The following is a 16556-nucleotide window of genomic DNA, read 5'->3' on the forward strand; positions in this document are numbered from 1 at the left end:
AAACTTGATCGTGTAGAAGTATCCTACAACTAATTCGACACTATATAGAATTGCACATTAAAATAATGTGCAATTCTATATAGTGCAGCGTTATTGCATCTTTGTATGATATATTTAGCGGGATCTAAGCCCCTCAGTATCGTTAAAAACTATCGGATGCGAATACTTAGATATAGATGAACTGTCTATAGAGACCGTCTAATTGAAGGCGGATTTCATCTGTCAGTTTTTCATCATGATCGTCTGATGCAGCAACAAGCTGACGTTCCAGTTCAGTTATCCTTTCGCAGAGCTCCTCAAGATTCTTACAAAAAGCTTCTGTGTGGGTGAAGTTTTTTCCTTCGCGGGGTTCCTCCGCATTTGGTCTACGGCTGGAGGAAACGGGAGAAACATGATTTTCTTCGTTGAAAGCAATCTGGCGTTTACGGCGACTTTCGGTTTCGTCAATAGCTGCCTTCATTGCCGGGGTGATCTTGTCGGCATACATAATAGCTTTTCCGTTGACATTACGTGCTACACGGCCAATCATCTGTATAAGTGCACTTGCTGACCGCAGAAATCCAGCCCTGTCAGCATCAAGTATTGCAATCAGTGAAGCCTCCGGAATGTCGAGTCCCTCCCGCAACAGACTGATACCTATCAGGATGTCGAATTCTCCGGCTCTGAGATCATTGAGAATTTCAGTTCTTTCTAAGGTCTTAAAATCCGAGTGTAGATATCTCACGCGGAAACCTTCGCTCTGGATATAGCCACTGAGTTCTTCGGCGGCGGCTTTTGTCAGCGTGGTGATCAAAACACGGTTGCCCGAATCCACACATTTTTTTATTTCGCCCAGCAGATCGTCAATATCATTTGCTGATGGCCGTACCTCCACAATGGGATCGAGAAGTCCAGTGGGTCTGACAACCTGTTCAACAACGCGGTCCTCTGAAACTTTCAGCTCATAATTACCGGGGGTGGCCGAAACAAATATAGTCTGCGGTTTGATCTTCTCAAATTCTTCAAAACTAAGGGGATGGTTGTTTTTTGATGAAGGAAGTCTAAAACCATAATCTATCAGGGTATCTTTACGTGCCTGATCGCCCTTGTACATTGCCGAAATCTGCGGAATCATGACGTGTGATTCATCTATAAACAGAAGGCCATCCTTCGGTAAATAATCCAGAAGGGTAACGGGTGGCAGTTTGGGATCACGGCCACTAAAAAAGCTTGCGTAGTTCTCCATACCAGAACAGTATCCGGCAGTACGGAGCATTTCCACATCATCGGTAATACGCTGGTAAAGACGGTCAGCTTCTTCCAGTCTATTTTCGTTGTTGAGCTGTGCAACACGCTCATCAAGTTCGGTCATAATCTGGTCCGCTGCTGCTGTTGCCTGTATTTTTGAAGGTGCAAATAGAGTTTTGGGCGACACTGAATACGCTGTTATATCTTCAAGCTCTTTGCCTGAAGCGGCATCAATAAACTTTAGTGAAGTGATTATCCCGTAACTAAGAACGATTTGTATGGCCCTGTATTCTGAATCAGCGGGAAAAATTTTTATGATATCTCCTTCGATCCGGTAGTTACCACGTTTCAGGGCACGTTCCGTACGGCTGTACTGTAAATGTGCCAGGCCCTGCTCCAGCTGGTCTATCTGAACTGTCATTCCCAGCGACAGGCGAACCTGTAATGCGCTATAATCGCTGGGTGCTCCAAGCCCATAAATGGACGAAACCGATGCGACCACAATAGTATCCCTGCGTTCAATAAGGGATTTTGTGGTGGAAAGGCGGAGTCTTTCCAAATGCTCGTTGATGGAAGAGTCTTTTTCAACGAAACGGTCACTGCCGGGCAGATACATCTCAGGCTGAAAATAATCGTAATATGAGACAAAAAACTCAACAGCATTCTCTGGGAAAAATTGCTTCATTTCATCATATAGCTGAGCAGTCAAGGTCTTGTTAGGTGCAAGAATCAAGGTCGGACGCTTTAGCTGATGGATAATGTTGGCCATTGTAAAGGTCTTTCCTGAACCTGTGATACCTTTGAGTGTCTGGTGGGTCGCTCCAGATTCAATTCCCGAAACAAGTCTTGCGATAGCATCCGGCTGGTCTCCTGCTGGAATATACTTTGAGTGCAATATAAAAAGGCCTTTTGACATAAGTTTCCTGTTAGTTGGTTGTAACACAAATATAATTAAAAAACTGATTCACGGTTTGCCGGTGTTCCGGGAAAATCAATGTTTCATTTATCCGCAAACTAAACCTCCGGAATTTAATGTTTGACCAGCAGGTGTAAAATAGTTTGGTAAGGCCATAATGTGCGTTGGACTGTTATTGATCAGGCACAGTTACCTTTTTTCTGGGTTCAGCGACACCACTCCCTATACAATACAGTATTATTAAAATATAACCCGCTCTTTTACAGTGGTCAGGAAGGTCGCAAATGTATATTATATAATGTTATATGTATAATATCAGGCGTCTCAGGCAGCATAACTTTGTATTATCAAATCAGAGGATCTGGTGATAAAATATCCTTACTACAGAAAATGGAAGAGAATAGTTCAATAAACAATTTAAATATAATCCTGGATGAAATTAAAGCGATTTCATCAGTACTGAATCCGGTATCGCTACAGACACTGGAGGACAATTTAAAGAAAGCGGACCGTATATTTTTTGCAGGTGCCGGACGTACCGGTTTAGCACTGAAGATGGCTGCCATGAGATTTATGCATCTAGGCTTAAATGTATATGTTGTGGGTGAAACAACTACGCCCGCCATCTTAAAGGACGATCTTCTGCTGGTAGGCTCCGGTTCTGGAAGCACGCCGACACTTGTAATCGCCGCTGAAAAGGCAAAAAAACAACATGCAACTGTTATTGGCATTACAGCGGATTCGAATAGCAAAATTGCTAGCCTTTCAGACCATGTGGTGCTTGTTAACGCGGCGGTGAAGACGGACTTTGGAGAATCAGCGTCCCGTCAGTATGCCGGAAGTCTCTTTGAACAGTCTGTCCTTTTGGTCCTTGATGCTGTATTTATGACACTGTGGAGAGATTCAGGCCTGACAAAAGAGGAACTCTGGCCGAAACATGCCAATCTTGAATAACGAGAAATACAATTAAATAAATATTAAAATTTTATATTATGACTAAGTTACAAGTAGCGATTGACTTATTGACTACAGAAGCAGCCCTTGATTTGGCTGCAAAAGTATCACCTTATGTGGATATCATCGAGCTGGGAACACCTTTAATCAAAGCTGAAGGTCTAAAAGTGATCACCGCAATGAAATCCGCGCATCCCGATAAATTGGTCTTTGCGGATCTGAAAACAGCTGATACAGGTGCATTAGAAGCAGAAATGGCATTCAATGCAGGTGCGGATCTGGTAACCGTAATGGGTGCTGTTGATGATTCCACGATCAAAGGTGCGGTAGAAGCAGCAAAAAAAGCCGGTAAAAAAGTAGTAGTTGATACGATCGGTGTAAAAGACCGTGTACAACGTGCCAAAGAAGTTACAGCCTTTGGTGTGGCATTTGTTGAATTGCATGCTGGCCTTGATGAACAAGCGCAGCCGGGTTATAACGTGCAAAAACTTATCGGTGAGGGCCGCGAGGCACAGGTTCCTTTTTCGATTGCCGGTGGTGTAAATCTTGACACGATTAAAGATGTCGTGGCTGCTGGTGCAGCAGTAGCTGTTGCCGGAGGAGCCATCTATGGTGCCCAGGATCCAGCTGCAGCAGCTAAAGCCCTGAAAGAAGCCATCACAGCATAAATCAGAAAGTCGGATTATCCTTCGAAGTCTTCTCTGTACTAACAGGGAAGACTTTATTCTGCGAATCTAATCTGCTCAATTTTTAACTGTAGTGAAGAATGATATAAATAGAATATTTAAAGATTTAGAAAATGAAGACATATAATTTTGGTATAGTAGGCCTGGGTGTGATGGGCCGAAATTTATTGCTCAATATGGCGGATCATGGATTTGCTGTGGCTGGGCTGGATATGGATCAGGAGAAGGCAGGTTCATTGCAGAATGAAGCACAGAAAGACCATCAGATTTTTGCAACCGTTGATCCGGAATCCTTTGTTAAATCTCTGGAAAGTCCGAGAGCAATAATGCTCCTTGTTCCTGCGGGTTCTGCTGTTGACGGGGCAATAGGAACTTTACTTCCCTTGCTGGATGAGGGCGATATAATAATCGATGGGGGCAATACCTATTTTTCTGATACCGACAGGAGGTATCAGGAACTTTCGTCAAAGGGAATCCACTTTTTTGGTATGGGAATCTCAGGTGGTGAGAGCGGGGCCAGAAGGGGGCCGAGTATGATGCCCGGAGGTGATAAGGTAGCTTATGAGCGATTACGCCCCATTTTTGAAGCAATTGCTGCAAAAGTTGATGATGCACCATGCGTTGAATTTTTGGGTAACGGCTCAGCGGGCAACTATGTGAAGATGGTTCATAACGGTATAGAATATGGAATTATGCAGCTTATTGCAGAGACCTATGATATAATGAAGAATGTCTATCATCTGGAGCATGAAGTGATACAGGAATCATTTGAACAGTGGAACAGGGAAGAACTGAATTCCTTTCTCATTGAAATTACCGGAGCTATTCTAAAGCGAAAAGAAGAGAATACTTTCCTGGTGGATCTGATTTCAGACTGGGCTAAATCCAAAGGGACAGGTAAATGGACATCTCAAAATGCAATGGATCTTCAGGTGCCCGTACCTGTGATCGACGCTGCTGTGAATATGCGGGACATGTCCAAATATAAATTGGAAAGGATTCAGGCATCGAAGCTGCTGACCTGGCAAAATACGTCAAAAGTTGATCCTGTTGATCTGGAACATCTGAAGGCCGGTCTTTATTTCGCCATTATTAGCACATACGCACAGGGGCTTGCCCAGCTTAGGATAGCATCTGATACCTATGGTTATGGACTGAATCTGGAGACCGTGTGTAAAATCTGGCGTGGGGGCTGTATCATCCGTGCGACACTTCTGGAAGACTTCCGAAAGGCGTTCGCTTTACAGCCGGATCTTGCAAATATTCTGCTTGATAGGGAGATTGCTGCTAAGTTAAATGCATCACAGGCGGGTATCCGGTCTATCATTCGGGATGCCATTCAGAATGGTACACCTGTTTCGGCATGGATGAATGCACTGTCATATTTCGATTCTTACCGTGCAGAAAATTTGCCTACGAACCTTATTCAGGCACAGCGGGATTTTTTTGGCGCGCATACTTATGAAAGAACTGATAAGGAAGGCGTATTCCATACCCGTTGGGAATCTTAAAATTAAATAAAATGAAAAATAATGATAAAAAGCCAACCTCGATCGTAGTTTTTGGGGCAACAGGAGATTTGGCGAAAAGAAAATTATTTCCTGCATTTTTCAATCTGTTCCTGGAGGGTTGGTTGCCCGAGGAATTTGAAATTCTTTCACTGGGAAGAACGGAACAGACACAGGAAGAATTCAGGAATTATATCCTTGAAAATATCAGGACATTTTCAAGAATCCAAAAATTCTCCCAGGAACAATGGAATAATTTCAGTGAGAAAATTAAATTTATCAGATTTGATATAACACAGGAGGAATCTTTTATCCGGTTGAAAAATGAACTTGATACCATTGATGTAAACTTGGGGATCAGATCCAACCGTCTGTTTTACCTTTCAGTGGCACCCAGTTTTATTGAAACGGTATCGAATAGCTTAAAAAATGCAGGTCTGACCGAGAATGTTGATCAGGACAGGATGATCATTGAAAAACCTTTTGGGTATGATAAGGCTTCGGCCGTAGCGCTCAATAAGCTCCTTTCGCAGACTTTTAAGGAAGAGCAGATCTACCGGATCGATCATTACCTTGGAAAAGAGAATGTACAGAATATCCTGGCTTTCCGTTTTGGAAATACCATTTTTGAGCCATTGTGGAATAATAATTATATCGATTCTGTACAGATTACCGTTGCGGAGACTGTCGGCGTTGAAGACCGGGGCGGATACTATGATGGGTCAGGGGCTCTCCGTGATATGATCCAGAACCATTTGATGCAGATTCTCTGCATGATTGCCATGGAAGCTCCGGCTGCATTTGAATCGTCAGAGATCAGGGACCGTAAAGTAGACGTGCTCAAAAGTGTCAGAAGGATCAATCTTGAGGATATCGGACATTATACGGTAAGAGCACAGTATACCGAGGGAGAGATTGACGGTAAAAAGAAAGCTGGCTATTTGGAAGAACCCGGAGTGAATCCAAACTCAAATACCGAAACATATGTTGCGATGAAGTTTTACATTGACAATGAGCGCTGGCGCGGGGTACCGTTCTATATGCGGACGGGCAAGCGCATGCAGGAAAAAAAATCTTCCATCGTGATCAGTTTCAAAGACGTCCCGTGCACGACATTTCGAGATGATCTGAATATGCTGTTCCCCAATAAGCTGGTGATCAATATCCAACCAGAAATGGACGTCAGGCTGTCGTTCATGACCAAAAAACCAGGTCTGGACATGAAGCTGAAACCGGCTGAAATGGTATTCGACTATTTTGAATGTTCATCGGAAACTCCAGAAGCTTATGAAACTTTACTCTTGGATGCTCTTGACGGGGATTCTACTCTTTTTATGCGTTCGGATCAGGTGGAGGAGGCCTGGGATGTTATCTCCAATATTCAGACCGCCTGGGAAAGCGGAAATTCGCCAAAGATGGACACGTATGCTGCTGGAAGTGCGGGGCCTGCAGCTGCGGATGATTTATTGAAGAGATAGGGGCATCACTGGTTATCTACTTCTGCCGAAAAATTTAAAAAGGAACAAGATGCTTAATATATTTGCGACCACAGAAGAAATTTTCAAAGAAGCCGCAGCGGTTTTTATCAGTTCTGCAAATGAAGCGATTATGCAGAAAGGATATTTTGCTGTTGCACTGACGGGCGGATCTTCACCGGAAGGCCTGTATAGGTTATTATCGGAAGATCAGTATAAAAACCAGATCGACTGGACCAAAGTACTGATCTTCTGGGGAGATGAAAGGTGGGTGCCACTTGACAATGACCTGAGCAATGCCAGGATGTCCTATGAGCAGCTCTTGGACAGAGTGCCTGTTCGGCCGGTCAATGTCTTTCCCATGTACCGGGACGGTATAACAGCAGAGGATTTCGCTGCTGTATATAATGTATTATTAAAAGAAATGCTGGGAAGTGATGGCAGAATGGATCTCATCCTTCTTGGAATGGGACAAGATGGGCATACTGCCTCGTTGTTTCCGGGAACCGTGGCGCTGGATGAAACAGAAAATTGGGTCACTGCGTATTATCTGGAACAGCAGCAGATGTACCGGATTACACTGACGGCCCCTTTTCTTAACAGGGCACGAAAACTGCTCGTGATCGCTTTTGGAGAAACGAAGGCAGAAGCTCTCAAAGAGGTTATCGAGGGGCCTTATAACCCCAGAATATACCCGGCACAATTGCTTGCGCCATCTCAGGGAGAATTATTATTTTTGGTAGACAAAAAAGCAGCAAAATATTTGCACGGCAATATTTAATATAAAAAATAAATATGATCACACATCATCTGAAAGATATTCAGCATAATTCTGAAAGGGCAATCACGCCCTTTCATATTTTTGAATTGGACAGGAATGCACTGGAGGAATATAGGGAACCGCATACAAAAGACCATTTTTGTCTATTATTTGTTAAAAAAGGCAAAATGAAAATGCAGGTGGAGGACCGCCGGTACGATGTGACCGAAAATAACATCTGTGTTATATTTCCTGGACAGCTATCATCAAAAGAACAGATCAGCAGCAACTTTGAGGGCAAGATGATCCTGTTTGATGAAGTGCTGTTCTGTTCGGATATCCTTAAAAATGAGCTGAGTATTTACAATCACAACATTTCTGTCAAACTCAATCATATTGAACTGCCCGTAGCGGAGACCAAGGAAGTAGAGTTGCTGTTGGATCAGATAGAAAAATTATACCATGACCTGACATCGGTAAAGAAAGAACAGGCACGGTTTTACATCAAGATAACGTTACTTAAACTAGTCGAGTTTGTCCACACGAAGTGGGACAAGAATAAACTGACCAATGAAAATACAAAACTCTATGGGAAATTTTTAGAATTACTGGAGCGGCATTACAAGACAGAACGTACAGTAAGCTGGTATGCGGAAAAATTGCTTATTTCACCAAAAAAATTAAATGAGATCACCAAGAAAACCGCGGGGCTGACCTCGATCGAAACCATCCACGCAAGGATCATGAATGAGATCAAGCAGCTGTTGCTGCTCTCCAGCTATTCCCATAAGGAAATTGCTTTCGAACTTGGCTTCAACTCACCTGCTGCACTTAACAAGTTTGTTAAGGCTAAGCTTGATGAAACACCCACGGACCTGCAGCAGCAATTGGCGCAAATGTATAAGACATAGGTATAAGTTGGTTGCGTGACCGCCGGAGAATTGAACTAGGTTTGTAACATAAATCTTAAACATATGTTACCAACGGTTAATTTAAAAAATACAGCGGCTTTTCAGAAGCTTACAGCACATTTCCAGATGATAAAAGATGTGCAGATCCGCAATTTATTTATAGAAGATCCCCATCGGTTCTCCACGTTTTCAGTGCAATGGGGCGATATACTGTTTGATTATTCAAAAAACAGAATTACAGAAGAGACGCTGAATCTTTTGCTGGAGCTGGCAAAAGAGGTGAAACTAGACCAGGCGATTGATAAAATGTTCGCTGGAGACAAGATCAATGCAACGGAGGGCAGGCCTGTTCTGCATACAGCACTGCGCCAGCCAAAAAATGCGGTAGTTACTGTTGATGGAGTGAATATCATACCCCAGGTTCATGAAGTATTGGACCAGATGAAAAATTTCACACAGGATGTACTTTCGGGAAGCTGGACTGGATATACGGGAAAGGCGATAACTGATGTTGTCAATATTGGGATCGGTGGGTCAGATCTCGGCCCCGTCATGGTAACGGAGGCTTTAAAAGCATATAAAACGCCTCTGAATCTGCATTTTGTATCGAATGTCGATGGTACGCACATTTCTGAGGTCTTCAAGCAAGTGAATCCTGAAACCACACTTTTTCTTATTGCTTCCAAAACATTTACCACCCAGGAAACCATGGCCAATGCCCATAGTGCGCGTTCTTGGCTGCTTGAGGCGGGGGCTGAAATAAAAGATATCGAAAAACATTTTGTTGCGCTGAGCACGAATGAAGCTGAGGTGGAAAAGTTCGGAATCAATACGCGTAATATGTTTGTGTTCTGGGACTGGGTAGGGGGAAGATATTCATTATGGTCCTCAATAGGACTGTCCATCAGTCTTGGAATAGGATATGCTAATTTCCAGGCGTTATTGGAGGGTGCCCATGAGGCCGACGAGCATTTTCAGCATATTCCCTTTGAAAAGAATATTCCCGTGATCATGGCTCTTTTGGGGATCTGGTATATCAATTTTTATGGTGCTGAGACCTTGGGTATTTTTTCGTATGATCAATACCTGCACCGTTTTGCTGCCTATTTTCAACAGGGGGATATGGAAAGCAATGGTAAATATATCGACCGTAACGGTCATATGGTTGATTATCAGACAGGACCTATAGTCTGGGGCGAACCTGGCACCAATGGACAGCATGCGTTTTATCAGTTACTTCATCAGGGGACGAAGCTGATACCTGCGGATTTCATCGCGCCTGCTCAGAGTTTAAATCCGCTGGGAGAACATCATAAAATACTATTGTCCAATTTTTTTGCGCAGACCGAAGCACTGATGAACGGAAAATCGGCGGAGGAAGTGATAACCGAACTGCAGGGATCTGGAAAATCAACTGACGAAATCGAGCAGCAGCGTAAATACAAGGTATTTCAGGGAAACCGTCCGACAAATTCATTTTTGCTGAAAAAGATAACGCCAAAATCATTGGGTAAACTGATCGCTCTTTATGAACATAAAATTTTTGTGCAAGGGGTCATCTGGAACATTTTCAGCTTTGATCAATGGGGCGTTGAACTTGGTAAACAATTAGCTAATGCTATCTTACCTGAACTTCAGGAGGATCACCAGGTTCAGGGCCACGACTCATCTACCAATGGGTTGATCAATCAATATAAGTCCTGGCGCTGATTCAGGATAGGTTTTACTCCGAGTATAAAAAGCAGAAGTTTATTACTTCTGCTTTTTATACTTAATACAGTACCATATATGCTGTATGTCAGTGATTAAATGTATAACAATGAATGTTGTGTTCAGTGTGAAGTGTTTGATTTTCAATAGTATAATGGTTTATGTCTGCCTTTTTGTTTTAATTTCAGTTGTTTATTTATAAGGGAGCAAATGTATATCATATAATATTCAATGTATAACATCAGCGTCTGCCATTGCAGTAATTTTGTATAAGAAATTTAAAATAAAAATATGAGTAAGTTATTTGTTGCCAGCGAAGTATTTCACGGAGCTGGAAGTTTATCAGAATTAAAGAACCTTTCAGGAAAGAAAGCGATCATTGTAACTGGTGGACAATCAATGAAAAGAAGTGGGACCTTAGATAGAGCACTTTCCTATTTAAACGAAGCAGGACTTGAAACTGCTGTTTTTGACGGTGTTGAAGAAGATCCGTCTTCGGAAACAAGTCTTAAGGGAGCTGCAGTGATGCGTGATTTTGAACCGGACTGGATTGTTGGTCTTGGGGGCTGTTCTGCAATCGATGCGGCAAAAATGATGTGGGTCTTCTATGAATATCCCGATGCCGATTTTGAGGCAATGACAAAGCCTTTCACTGTTCCGACATTACGCCAGAAGGCTAAATTTGTAGCGATTCCTTCTACAAGTGGTACAGGAACAGAAACAACAGGTCTGGCGGTTATCACTGATAGAGAAAAAGGGGTGAAGTATCCGATCGTTTCTTATGAGTTAACTCCGGATATTGCAATTGTAGATGGAGAAATATGTGCTTCAATGCCGGCTCACATCACATCAAATACGGGTCTGGATGCTTTGACACATTGTGTGGAAGCCTATGTGTCGAATATTGAAGATAACTATGCAGATGTACTGGCAAAAGGAGGTCTGGAAATTGTTTTTCAGAATCTGGAAGAAGCGGTGAATAATCCGGGCAATATCAAGGCCCGTCAAAACATGCACGATGCTTCATTTATGGGAGGTTTAGCTTTTAATAATGCGTGGTTGGGTATTGTACACTCATTATCGCATCAAGTTGGCGCCCTTTATGGTATTCCCCATGGTGCAGCCAACGCGATATTCCTTCCAAATGTGATCCGTTACAATCAGACAGCAACAAGCAGATACCCTGATCTGGCCAAAATTGTTGGCAGGACATCAGCAGAGGAGCTGGCTCAGGAAATTGAGAAACTTAGAGCGTCTGTCAATAACATAGGTTCACTTAAAGCATTCGGTATTTCCCGTGAAGACTGGGAGAAAAATCTGGATTTCATCAGCAAAAATGCTTTAGAAGATCCATGTACAGGTTTCAATCCGCGTAAACCGACTTTACAGGACTTAAAAGATCTTTACAATGCTTCTTTTGAAGGTGATATCTATCAGAATTAAACAAGATTGATAAAGAAAGTGGTTTACCCTTTAATTTAGGGTGGATCACTTTCCTCCATTTGATATTTTGGAGTTATATTTATTAAATTGGAATCGGAAATTCTTATTTTGAATTGTATAGTAATAATAATGTTAAATAGAAAATCCCATGATTATAAACCGCAGAGTTCCATTTAAATTTCTATTAAATGAAATTAAGGTACAATTGTTTACAGTTGCCCTTCTGGGGGTTACTTTTGGTCTATTACCATATTATTTACCAGATTATGCGCCGGATATTTCCATTCAGATAGCGACAACATTGGGTATTGCGATCTCGATTCTGTTATCGTATAAAATCAACCAGTCCTATAACCGGTGGTGGGAAGCCCGTACCATCTGGGGAGCAATCGTAAATGACAGCCGTTCTCTGATCCTGCAGCTCCAGCTTTATGTGAAAACTGAAAACGTAGATGTGGCTAAAATTTCCCATTATCAGATTGGCTGGTGCAGAGCCTTAGAAAGATCATTGAGGCGGCAGGATATTTGGCCTGTTCTGGAAGATTTGCTCAGCGAAGAGGAAATTAAAAAGCTCCAAGAACATTCAAATGTTCCCCTTGCGATCAGTCAATTACAGAATGGATGCTTGAAAAAACTTTATGATGAAAAGCTGCTGAATGAATTTGCTCTGCTTCAGATAGAAAAAACATTAAATGATCTGGTAGCATCGATGGGGAGGGCAGAGCGGATTAAAAATACCGTTTTTCCACCCACATTTGGACAGATATTGCATGCCGCCATCTATTTGTTTGCCGTTTTTCTGAGTCTGTCATCCTCGTTCCACTTAAACATTGTGCTGCAGGTTGTCATTCTTATTTCGGTTTCGATGATGTTTTTTTTCTTGGAAATGCTAGCGCATAGGCTTCAGGATCCTTTCAGCAACAGCCCTACGGATACGCCTATGACCGCACTTTCACGAACGATAGAGATCAATATCCGTCAACTATTAAATGAGAAGGAAATCCCAGATCCGATTGAGCCGCAGGGATTTTATCTTATGTAACCTTAAAGCATTATTTTATGAAAATTTTTGGTAAAAATACAGAAGGCTCTAATAAGAGAGGCCTTTCAGATCAAAGTCCAAGCGAACAGAATTTCGAGGGTTTTGTACGTGTCAGGGGAGCCAAGGAACACAATCTAAAAGATGTTGATGTCGATATTCCGAGAAATAAACTTGTCGTGTTTACGGGGATATCGGGTTCCGGTAAATCTTCTCTTGCATTCGGTACGATCTATGCGGAAGCACAGCGAAGATATCTGGAATCAGTTTCACCCTATGCAAGACGTTTATTTAATCAAATGAATGTTCCGGAAGTCAGTGCCATTCATGGACTTCCCCCGGCTGTTGCCCTGCAACAGAGCAGGGGAGGAACTACCGTCCGCTCTACAGTGGGAAGTGTAACGACTATTTCCAATTTATTGAGGATGTTATATTCCCGGGCAGGGGATTATCCGCCCAAACAGTCTATCATCTATGCAGAAGGATTTTCTCCCAACACGCCGGAAGGAGCATGTCCTGTATGCCATGGTATCGGACGCATCTACGATGTCACAGAAAAATCGATGGTACCGGATGATTCCCTGACAATACGTGAACGGGCTGTGGCTGCCTGGCCTTCGGCTTGGCAAGGGCAAAATCTCCGGGAGATTTTGATGACTTTAGGATTTGATGTCGATAAGCCGTGGAAGGATCTGCCGAAAAAAGAACGGGACTGGATCCTGTTTACCGATGAAACACCTACAGTACCCGTTTATTCAGGGCTGTCTGCAGCGGAGGTAAACCGGGCAGTGAAAATGAAATTGCCGCCAAGTTATATGGGAACTTTTACCGGTGCCAAACGCTATGTTCTGCAAACATTTGCAAATACCAACAGTCAGATGATGAAGAGGCGGGTATCACAGTATATGCTGAATACGGAATGTTCGGAATGTCACGGAAAGAGATTAAAAAAAGAATCTTTGGCTGTAAAATTTGAGGGATTCGACATCGCTGATCTATCCAATCAGTCGTTATCTCAGCTGATGGCCATTTTTACCCCATATGCGGAAGGTAGATTTTTATCTAAAGATAAGGATAAACATCCTGAGAAAGCTATCGTTGCCCAAAATATTGCGATCGATCTCGTTGCACGGCTAAAAATCATGATTGATCTCGGTCTGGGGTATCTTTCGCTGGAGCGGAGCACGCCAAGTATTTCCCCCGGCGAGTTACAGCGGTTAAGGCTGGCGACACAGGTACACTCAAATCTGTTTGGCGTAATTTACGTTCTGGATGAACCCTCTGCGGGTCTTCATCCTGCAGATACAGAAGCCTTGTTGGCTGTTTTGATAAAATTGAAAGATGCAGGCAATTCAATGTTTATCGTAGAGCATGAGGTGGACATTATCCGGCATTGTGACTGGGTTGTGGATGTTGGGCCACAGGCGGGAGCCAATGGCGGGGAAATATTATATAGCGGTCCCCTGGAAGGACTGCAATCTGTAGAAAGGTCGGTAACCCGTCATTATATTGATCCGGTTCCTGTCACCAAAGAGGTTGTCAGGAAAGCTGAACACTGGCTGCGTGCGATCAATGTCACCAGAAATAATATCCAAAACCTGGACGTGTCAATTCCCTTGGGCGTTCTCACCAGTATTACAGGTACTTCAGGGTCAGGTAAAAGCAGTCTGGTAAGTCAGGCACTGGTAGAGCTGATATCGGATTATTTGGGACAGGATATGGAGGAAAGTAGTGATGAACAGCCTGAACTATCACAGGAAACCAATATTCATACTTCAGGCGTTATCACAACCGGCATGGAACACATCAAACGGCTGGTACGAGTTGACCAAAAGCCAATTGGCAGAACACCACGTTCAAATCTGGCAACTTATACGGGGCTGTTTGACAGGGTAAGGCAATTATTTGCTGAAACTGAGCTAGCCAAAAAAAGGAAGTATGATGTGGGACGTTTTTCTTTTAATGTAGCCAAGGGACGATGTGCACACTGCAAAGGAGAAGGATTTGTTATGGTAGAACTGTTATTCCTTCCCAGTGTTTATACACCATGTCCGACCTGTAAGGGAACCCGGTATAATGACAAAACACTGGAAGTAAAGTATGACGATAAAAATATTGCCGAAGTTTTGGACATGACTGTGGATCAGGCCTGGGATTTTTTCAGCAGCGACAGGTCTTTAAGGCAAAGTCTTGAAGTCCTCAGACAGGTCGGTTTGGGTTATATACGTCTTGGACAGCCAGCCACAGAATTATCCGGGGGAGAAGCACAGCGTATCAAATTGGCATCGGAACTGCAGCGTACGCAAAAAGGGAAAACCTTGTACGTTTTGGACGAACCAACGACAGGACTGCATCCGTCTGATGTGGAAAAATTGATAGGTCAGCTGAATTTTTTGGTTGATGCCGGAAATACGGTGATTACGGTTGAACATGATATGCATGTTGTGGCTTCCAGTGACTGGGTTATAGATCTGGGACCCGGTGCGGGTAAAGATGGCGGAAAGATAATTGCTGAAGGAGCTCCCAGGGATGTAGCTAAGAATAAGCAAAGCAAAACAGCTAAATATTTGGCTGCCTATGTTTAAAAAATGAAAATTAAAGGACGAAATGTCCGCTATTAACAAAATAAATATGTCGTATGAATACAGACGTAATTGGACTCATTGCAGGTGTCTTAACTTCATTTGCAATGATGCCCCAATTGATAAAGGTGATAAGAACCAGAAATGCGGATGACATTTCAATCTTAACACTTATTGTTTTACTTTCAGGCCTTTCCCTGTGGGTCTGGTATGGAATCATGAAACAAGATTGGCAGATCATCCTATCGAATGCCTTTGCCGTTCTGGTCAATTTATCCCTCCTGGCTTACTGTATTATTTCCAGAAAGTGATTTAACAGGTGCAGATCCGAAATGTATGGCACACTGCGATCAAATCTGGCGGCTGCGAAAATTGGGATTAAGTAAATTTTATTTGGTCAATAGTAAATATATAAAGACTTAAGTATGAAATCTTATCGGATAACTCCCGTAAATTTAAGCGACAGTTCTAAATTGGATTCCAGACTGGAGCACCGGAGGACTTTTAATCTTCCGAACTGTGAGCTCAACATATTTGAAACATTTCATAAAAGTGACAATGTAATACTTTCATATAGTGGTGGATTGGTGGTTTCAAGTATGATGAGAGGTAAAAAAGTGATGTCCGTGGAGGGTCAGGAGGCATTTGACTTTCTGCCCGGTCAAAGTGTGATCCTTCCTGACGGACTAACCATGAATGTAGGTTTTCCAGACGCAGATGAAAATCGTCCCGTGCAATGTATCACTCTTACACTGGACTGGAATACTGTTCACAAAAATCTTGACTATCTAAATGAGAGATATTCAAATCATCAGGCACCTTTTGAATGGAAACTTGATTTTTCGCATCAGCATTTCGAGAATAGCATGGAGCTGGTAGCAAGTCTCAATAAGCTTGTTAACCTTAGTATGGAGGAAGGTTTTGCAAAAGAGGCAATTGCGGACCTGTCTCTTAAAGTACTTCTATTAAGGCTTCTTCAGACCCAGAACCGTTTGTCAGTGAACAGCAATCAATCAATGTATGACAATCGAATTCAACCGGCAATCAATTATGTGCATAAGCATCTTACGGAAAAAATAACTGTTGAAAAGATGGCAAGAGAATGCTGTTTGAGCCAATCATCTTTTTATCAATATTTTAAAAATATACTGGGCATAACTCCACTGGAATTTGTTCTGCGTACACGCATAGACCATGCAAAAAAAATAATGGCTGACAGTTCCGTTACTGTGACCGAAGCCTGTTATGCATCAGGTTTTAATAATGTGAATCATTTCATTAAAATTTTTAAAAGGCTTGAGGGGCTTTCTCCGGGCCAATATAGACACTGATTAACGCAAAGTGC

13 protein-coding genes are annotated in these 16556 nt (G+C 42.6%); 12 read left to right on the plus strand and 1 reads right to left on the minus strand.

Going from position 1 to position 16556, the window contains the following annotated elements:
* Positions 1-166 precede the first annotated feature (166 nt).
* Positions 167-2143, minus strand: coding sequence for an excinuclease ABC subunit UvrB (gene uvrB / locus EG339_RS11145; protein ID WP_112376456.1), 1977 nt, complete (start codon positions 2141-2143; stop codon positions 167-169).
* Positions 2144-2533: 390 nt separating this feature from the next.
* Between uvrB and hxlB the strand changes: the two genes are divergently transcribed.
* The 12 genes from hxlB (at position 2534) to EG339_RS11205 (ending at position 16542) form a co-directional block, all read left to right on the plus strand.
* Positions 2534-3097: a 6-phospho-3-hexuloisomerase gene (gene hxlB / locus EG339_RS11150; protein ID WP_112376614.1), complete on the plus strand. Its 564-nt coding sequence runs from the start codon at positions 2534-2536 to the stop codon at positions 3095-3097.
* Positions 3098-3135: 38 nt separating this feature from the next.
* The gene (hxlA, locus tag EG339_RS11155; protein ID WP_061084748.1) at positions 3136-3765 is read left to right on the plus strand and encodes a 3-hexulose-6-phosphate synthase; all 630 of its coding nucleotides are present in this window, start codon (positions 3136-3138) and stop codon (positions 3763-3765) included.
* A 131-nt stretch (positions 3766-3896) separates the two neighbouring features.
* Positions 3897-5294, plus strand: a complete 1398-nt coding sequence (gndA, locus tag EG339_RS11160; protein WP_061084747.1) for an NADP-dependent phosphogluconate dehydrogenase — start codon at positions 3897-3899, stop codon at positions 5292-5294.
* Positions 5295-5305: 11 nt separating this feature from the next.
* Positions 5306-6769 carry a glucose-6-phosphate dehydrogenase gene (gene zwf / locus EG339_RS11165; protein ID WP_061084746.1) on the plus strand — a complete coding sequence of 488 codons (1464 nt, stop codon included), beginning with the start codon at positions 5306-5308 and terminating at the stop codon, positions 6767-6769.
* A gap of 49 nt (positions 6770-6818) precedes the next feature.
* Positions 6819-7547, plus strand: coding sequence for a 6-phosphogluconolactonase (gene pgl, locus EG339_RS11170; RefSeq protein ID WP_061084745.1), 729 nt, complete (start codon positions 6819-6821; stop codon positions 7545-7547).
* A 14-nt stretch (positions 7548-7561) separates the two neighbouring features.
* A complete protein-coding gene (locus tag EG339_RS11175; protein WP_061084744.1) occupies positions 7562-8437 on the plus strand; it encodes an AraC family transcriptional regulator in 876 nt (291 codons plus the stop codon).
* A gap of 63 nt (positions 8438-8500) precedes the next feature.
* A complete protein-coding gene (gene pgi, locus EG339_RS11180) occupies positions 8501-10147 on the plus strand; it encodes a glucose-6-phosphate isomerase (protein WP_112376459.1) in 1647 nt (548 codons plus the stop codon).
* A 291-nt stretch (positions 10148-10438) separates the two neighbouring features.
* Positions 10439-11590 carry an iron-containing alcohol dehydrogenase gene (locus tag EG339_RS11185; protein WP_061084742.1) on the plus strand — a complete coding sequence of 384 codons (1152 nt, stop codon included), beginning with the start codon at positions 10439-10441 and terminating at the stop codon, positions 11588-11590.
* A gap of 148 nt (positions 11591-11738) precedes the next feature.
* The gene (locus EG339_RS11190; RefSeq protein ID WP_123870229.1) at positions 11739-12632 is read left to right on the plus strand and encodes a bestrophin family protein; all 894 of its coding nucleotides are present in this window, start codon (positions 11739-11741) and stop codon (positions 12630-12632) included.
* A 17-nt stretch (positions 12633-12649) separates the two neighbouring features.
* Positions 12650-15214, plus strand: coding sequence for an excinuclease ABC subunit UvrA (gene uvrA, locus EG339_RS11195; RefSeq protein WP_123870230.1), 2565 nt, complete (start codon positions 12650-12652; stop codon positions 15212-15214).
* 53 nt (positions 15215-15267) lie between these two features.
* A complete protein-coding gene (locus EG339_RS11200) occupies positions 15268-15522 on the plus strand; it encodes a SemiSWEET transporter (protein WP_027374815.1) in 255 nt (84 codons plus the stop codon).
* Between the two features lie 114 nt (positions 15523-15636).
* Entirely contained in the window at positions 15637-16542 is a 906-nt protein-coding gene (locus tag EG339_RS11205) for a helix-turn-helix domain-containing protein (protein WP_034722849.1), read from the plus strand.
* Positions 16543-16556 lie beyond the last annotated feature (14 nt).

The organism is Chryseobacterium bernardetii (genome assembly GCF_003815975.1).
GTDB classification, from domain to species: Bacteria; Bacteroidota; Bacteroidia; order Flavobacteriales; family Weeksellaceae; genus Chryseobacterium; species Chryseobacterium bernardetii.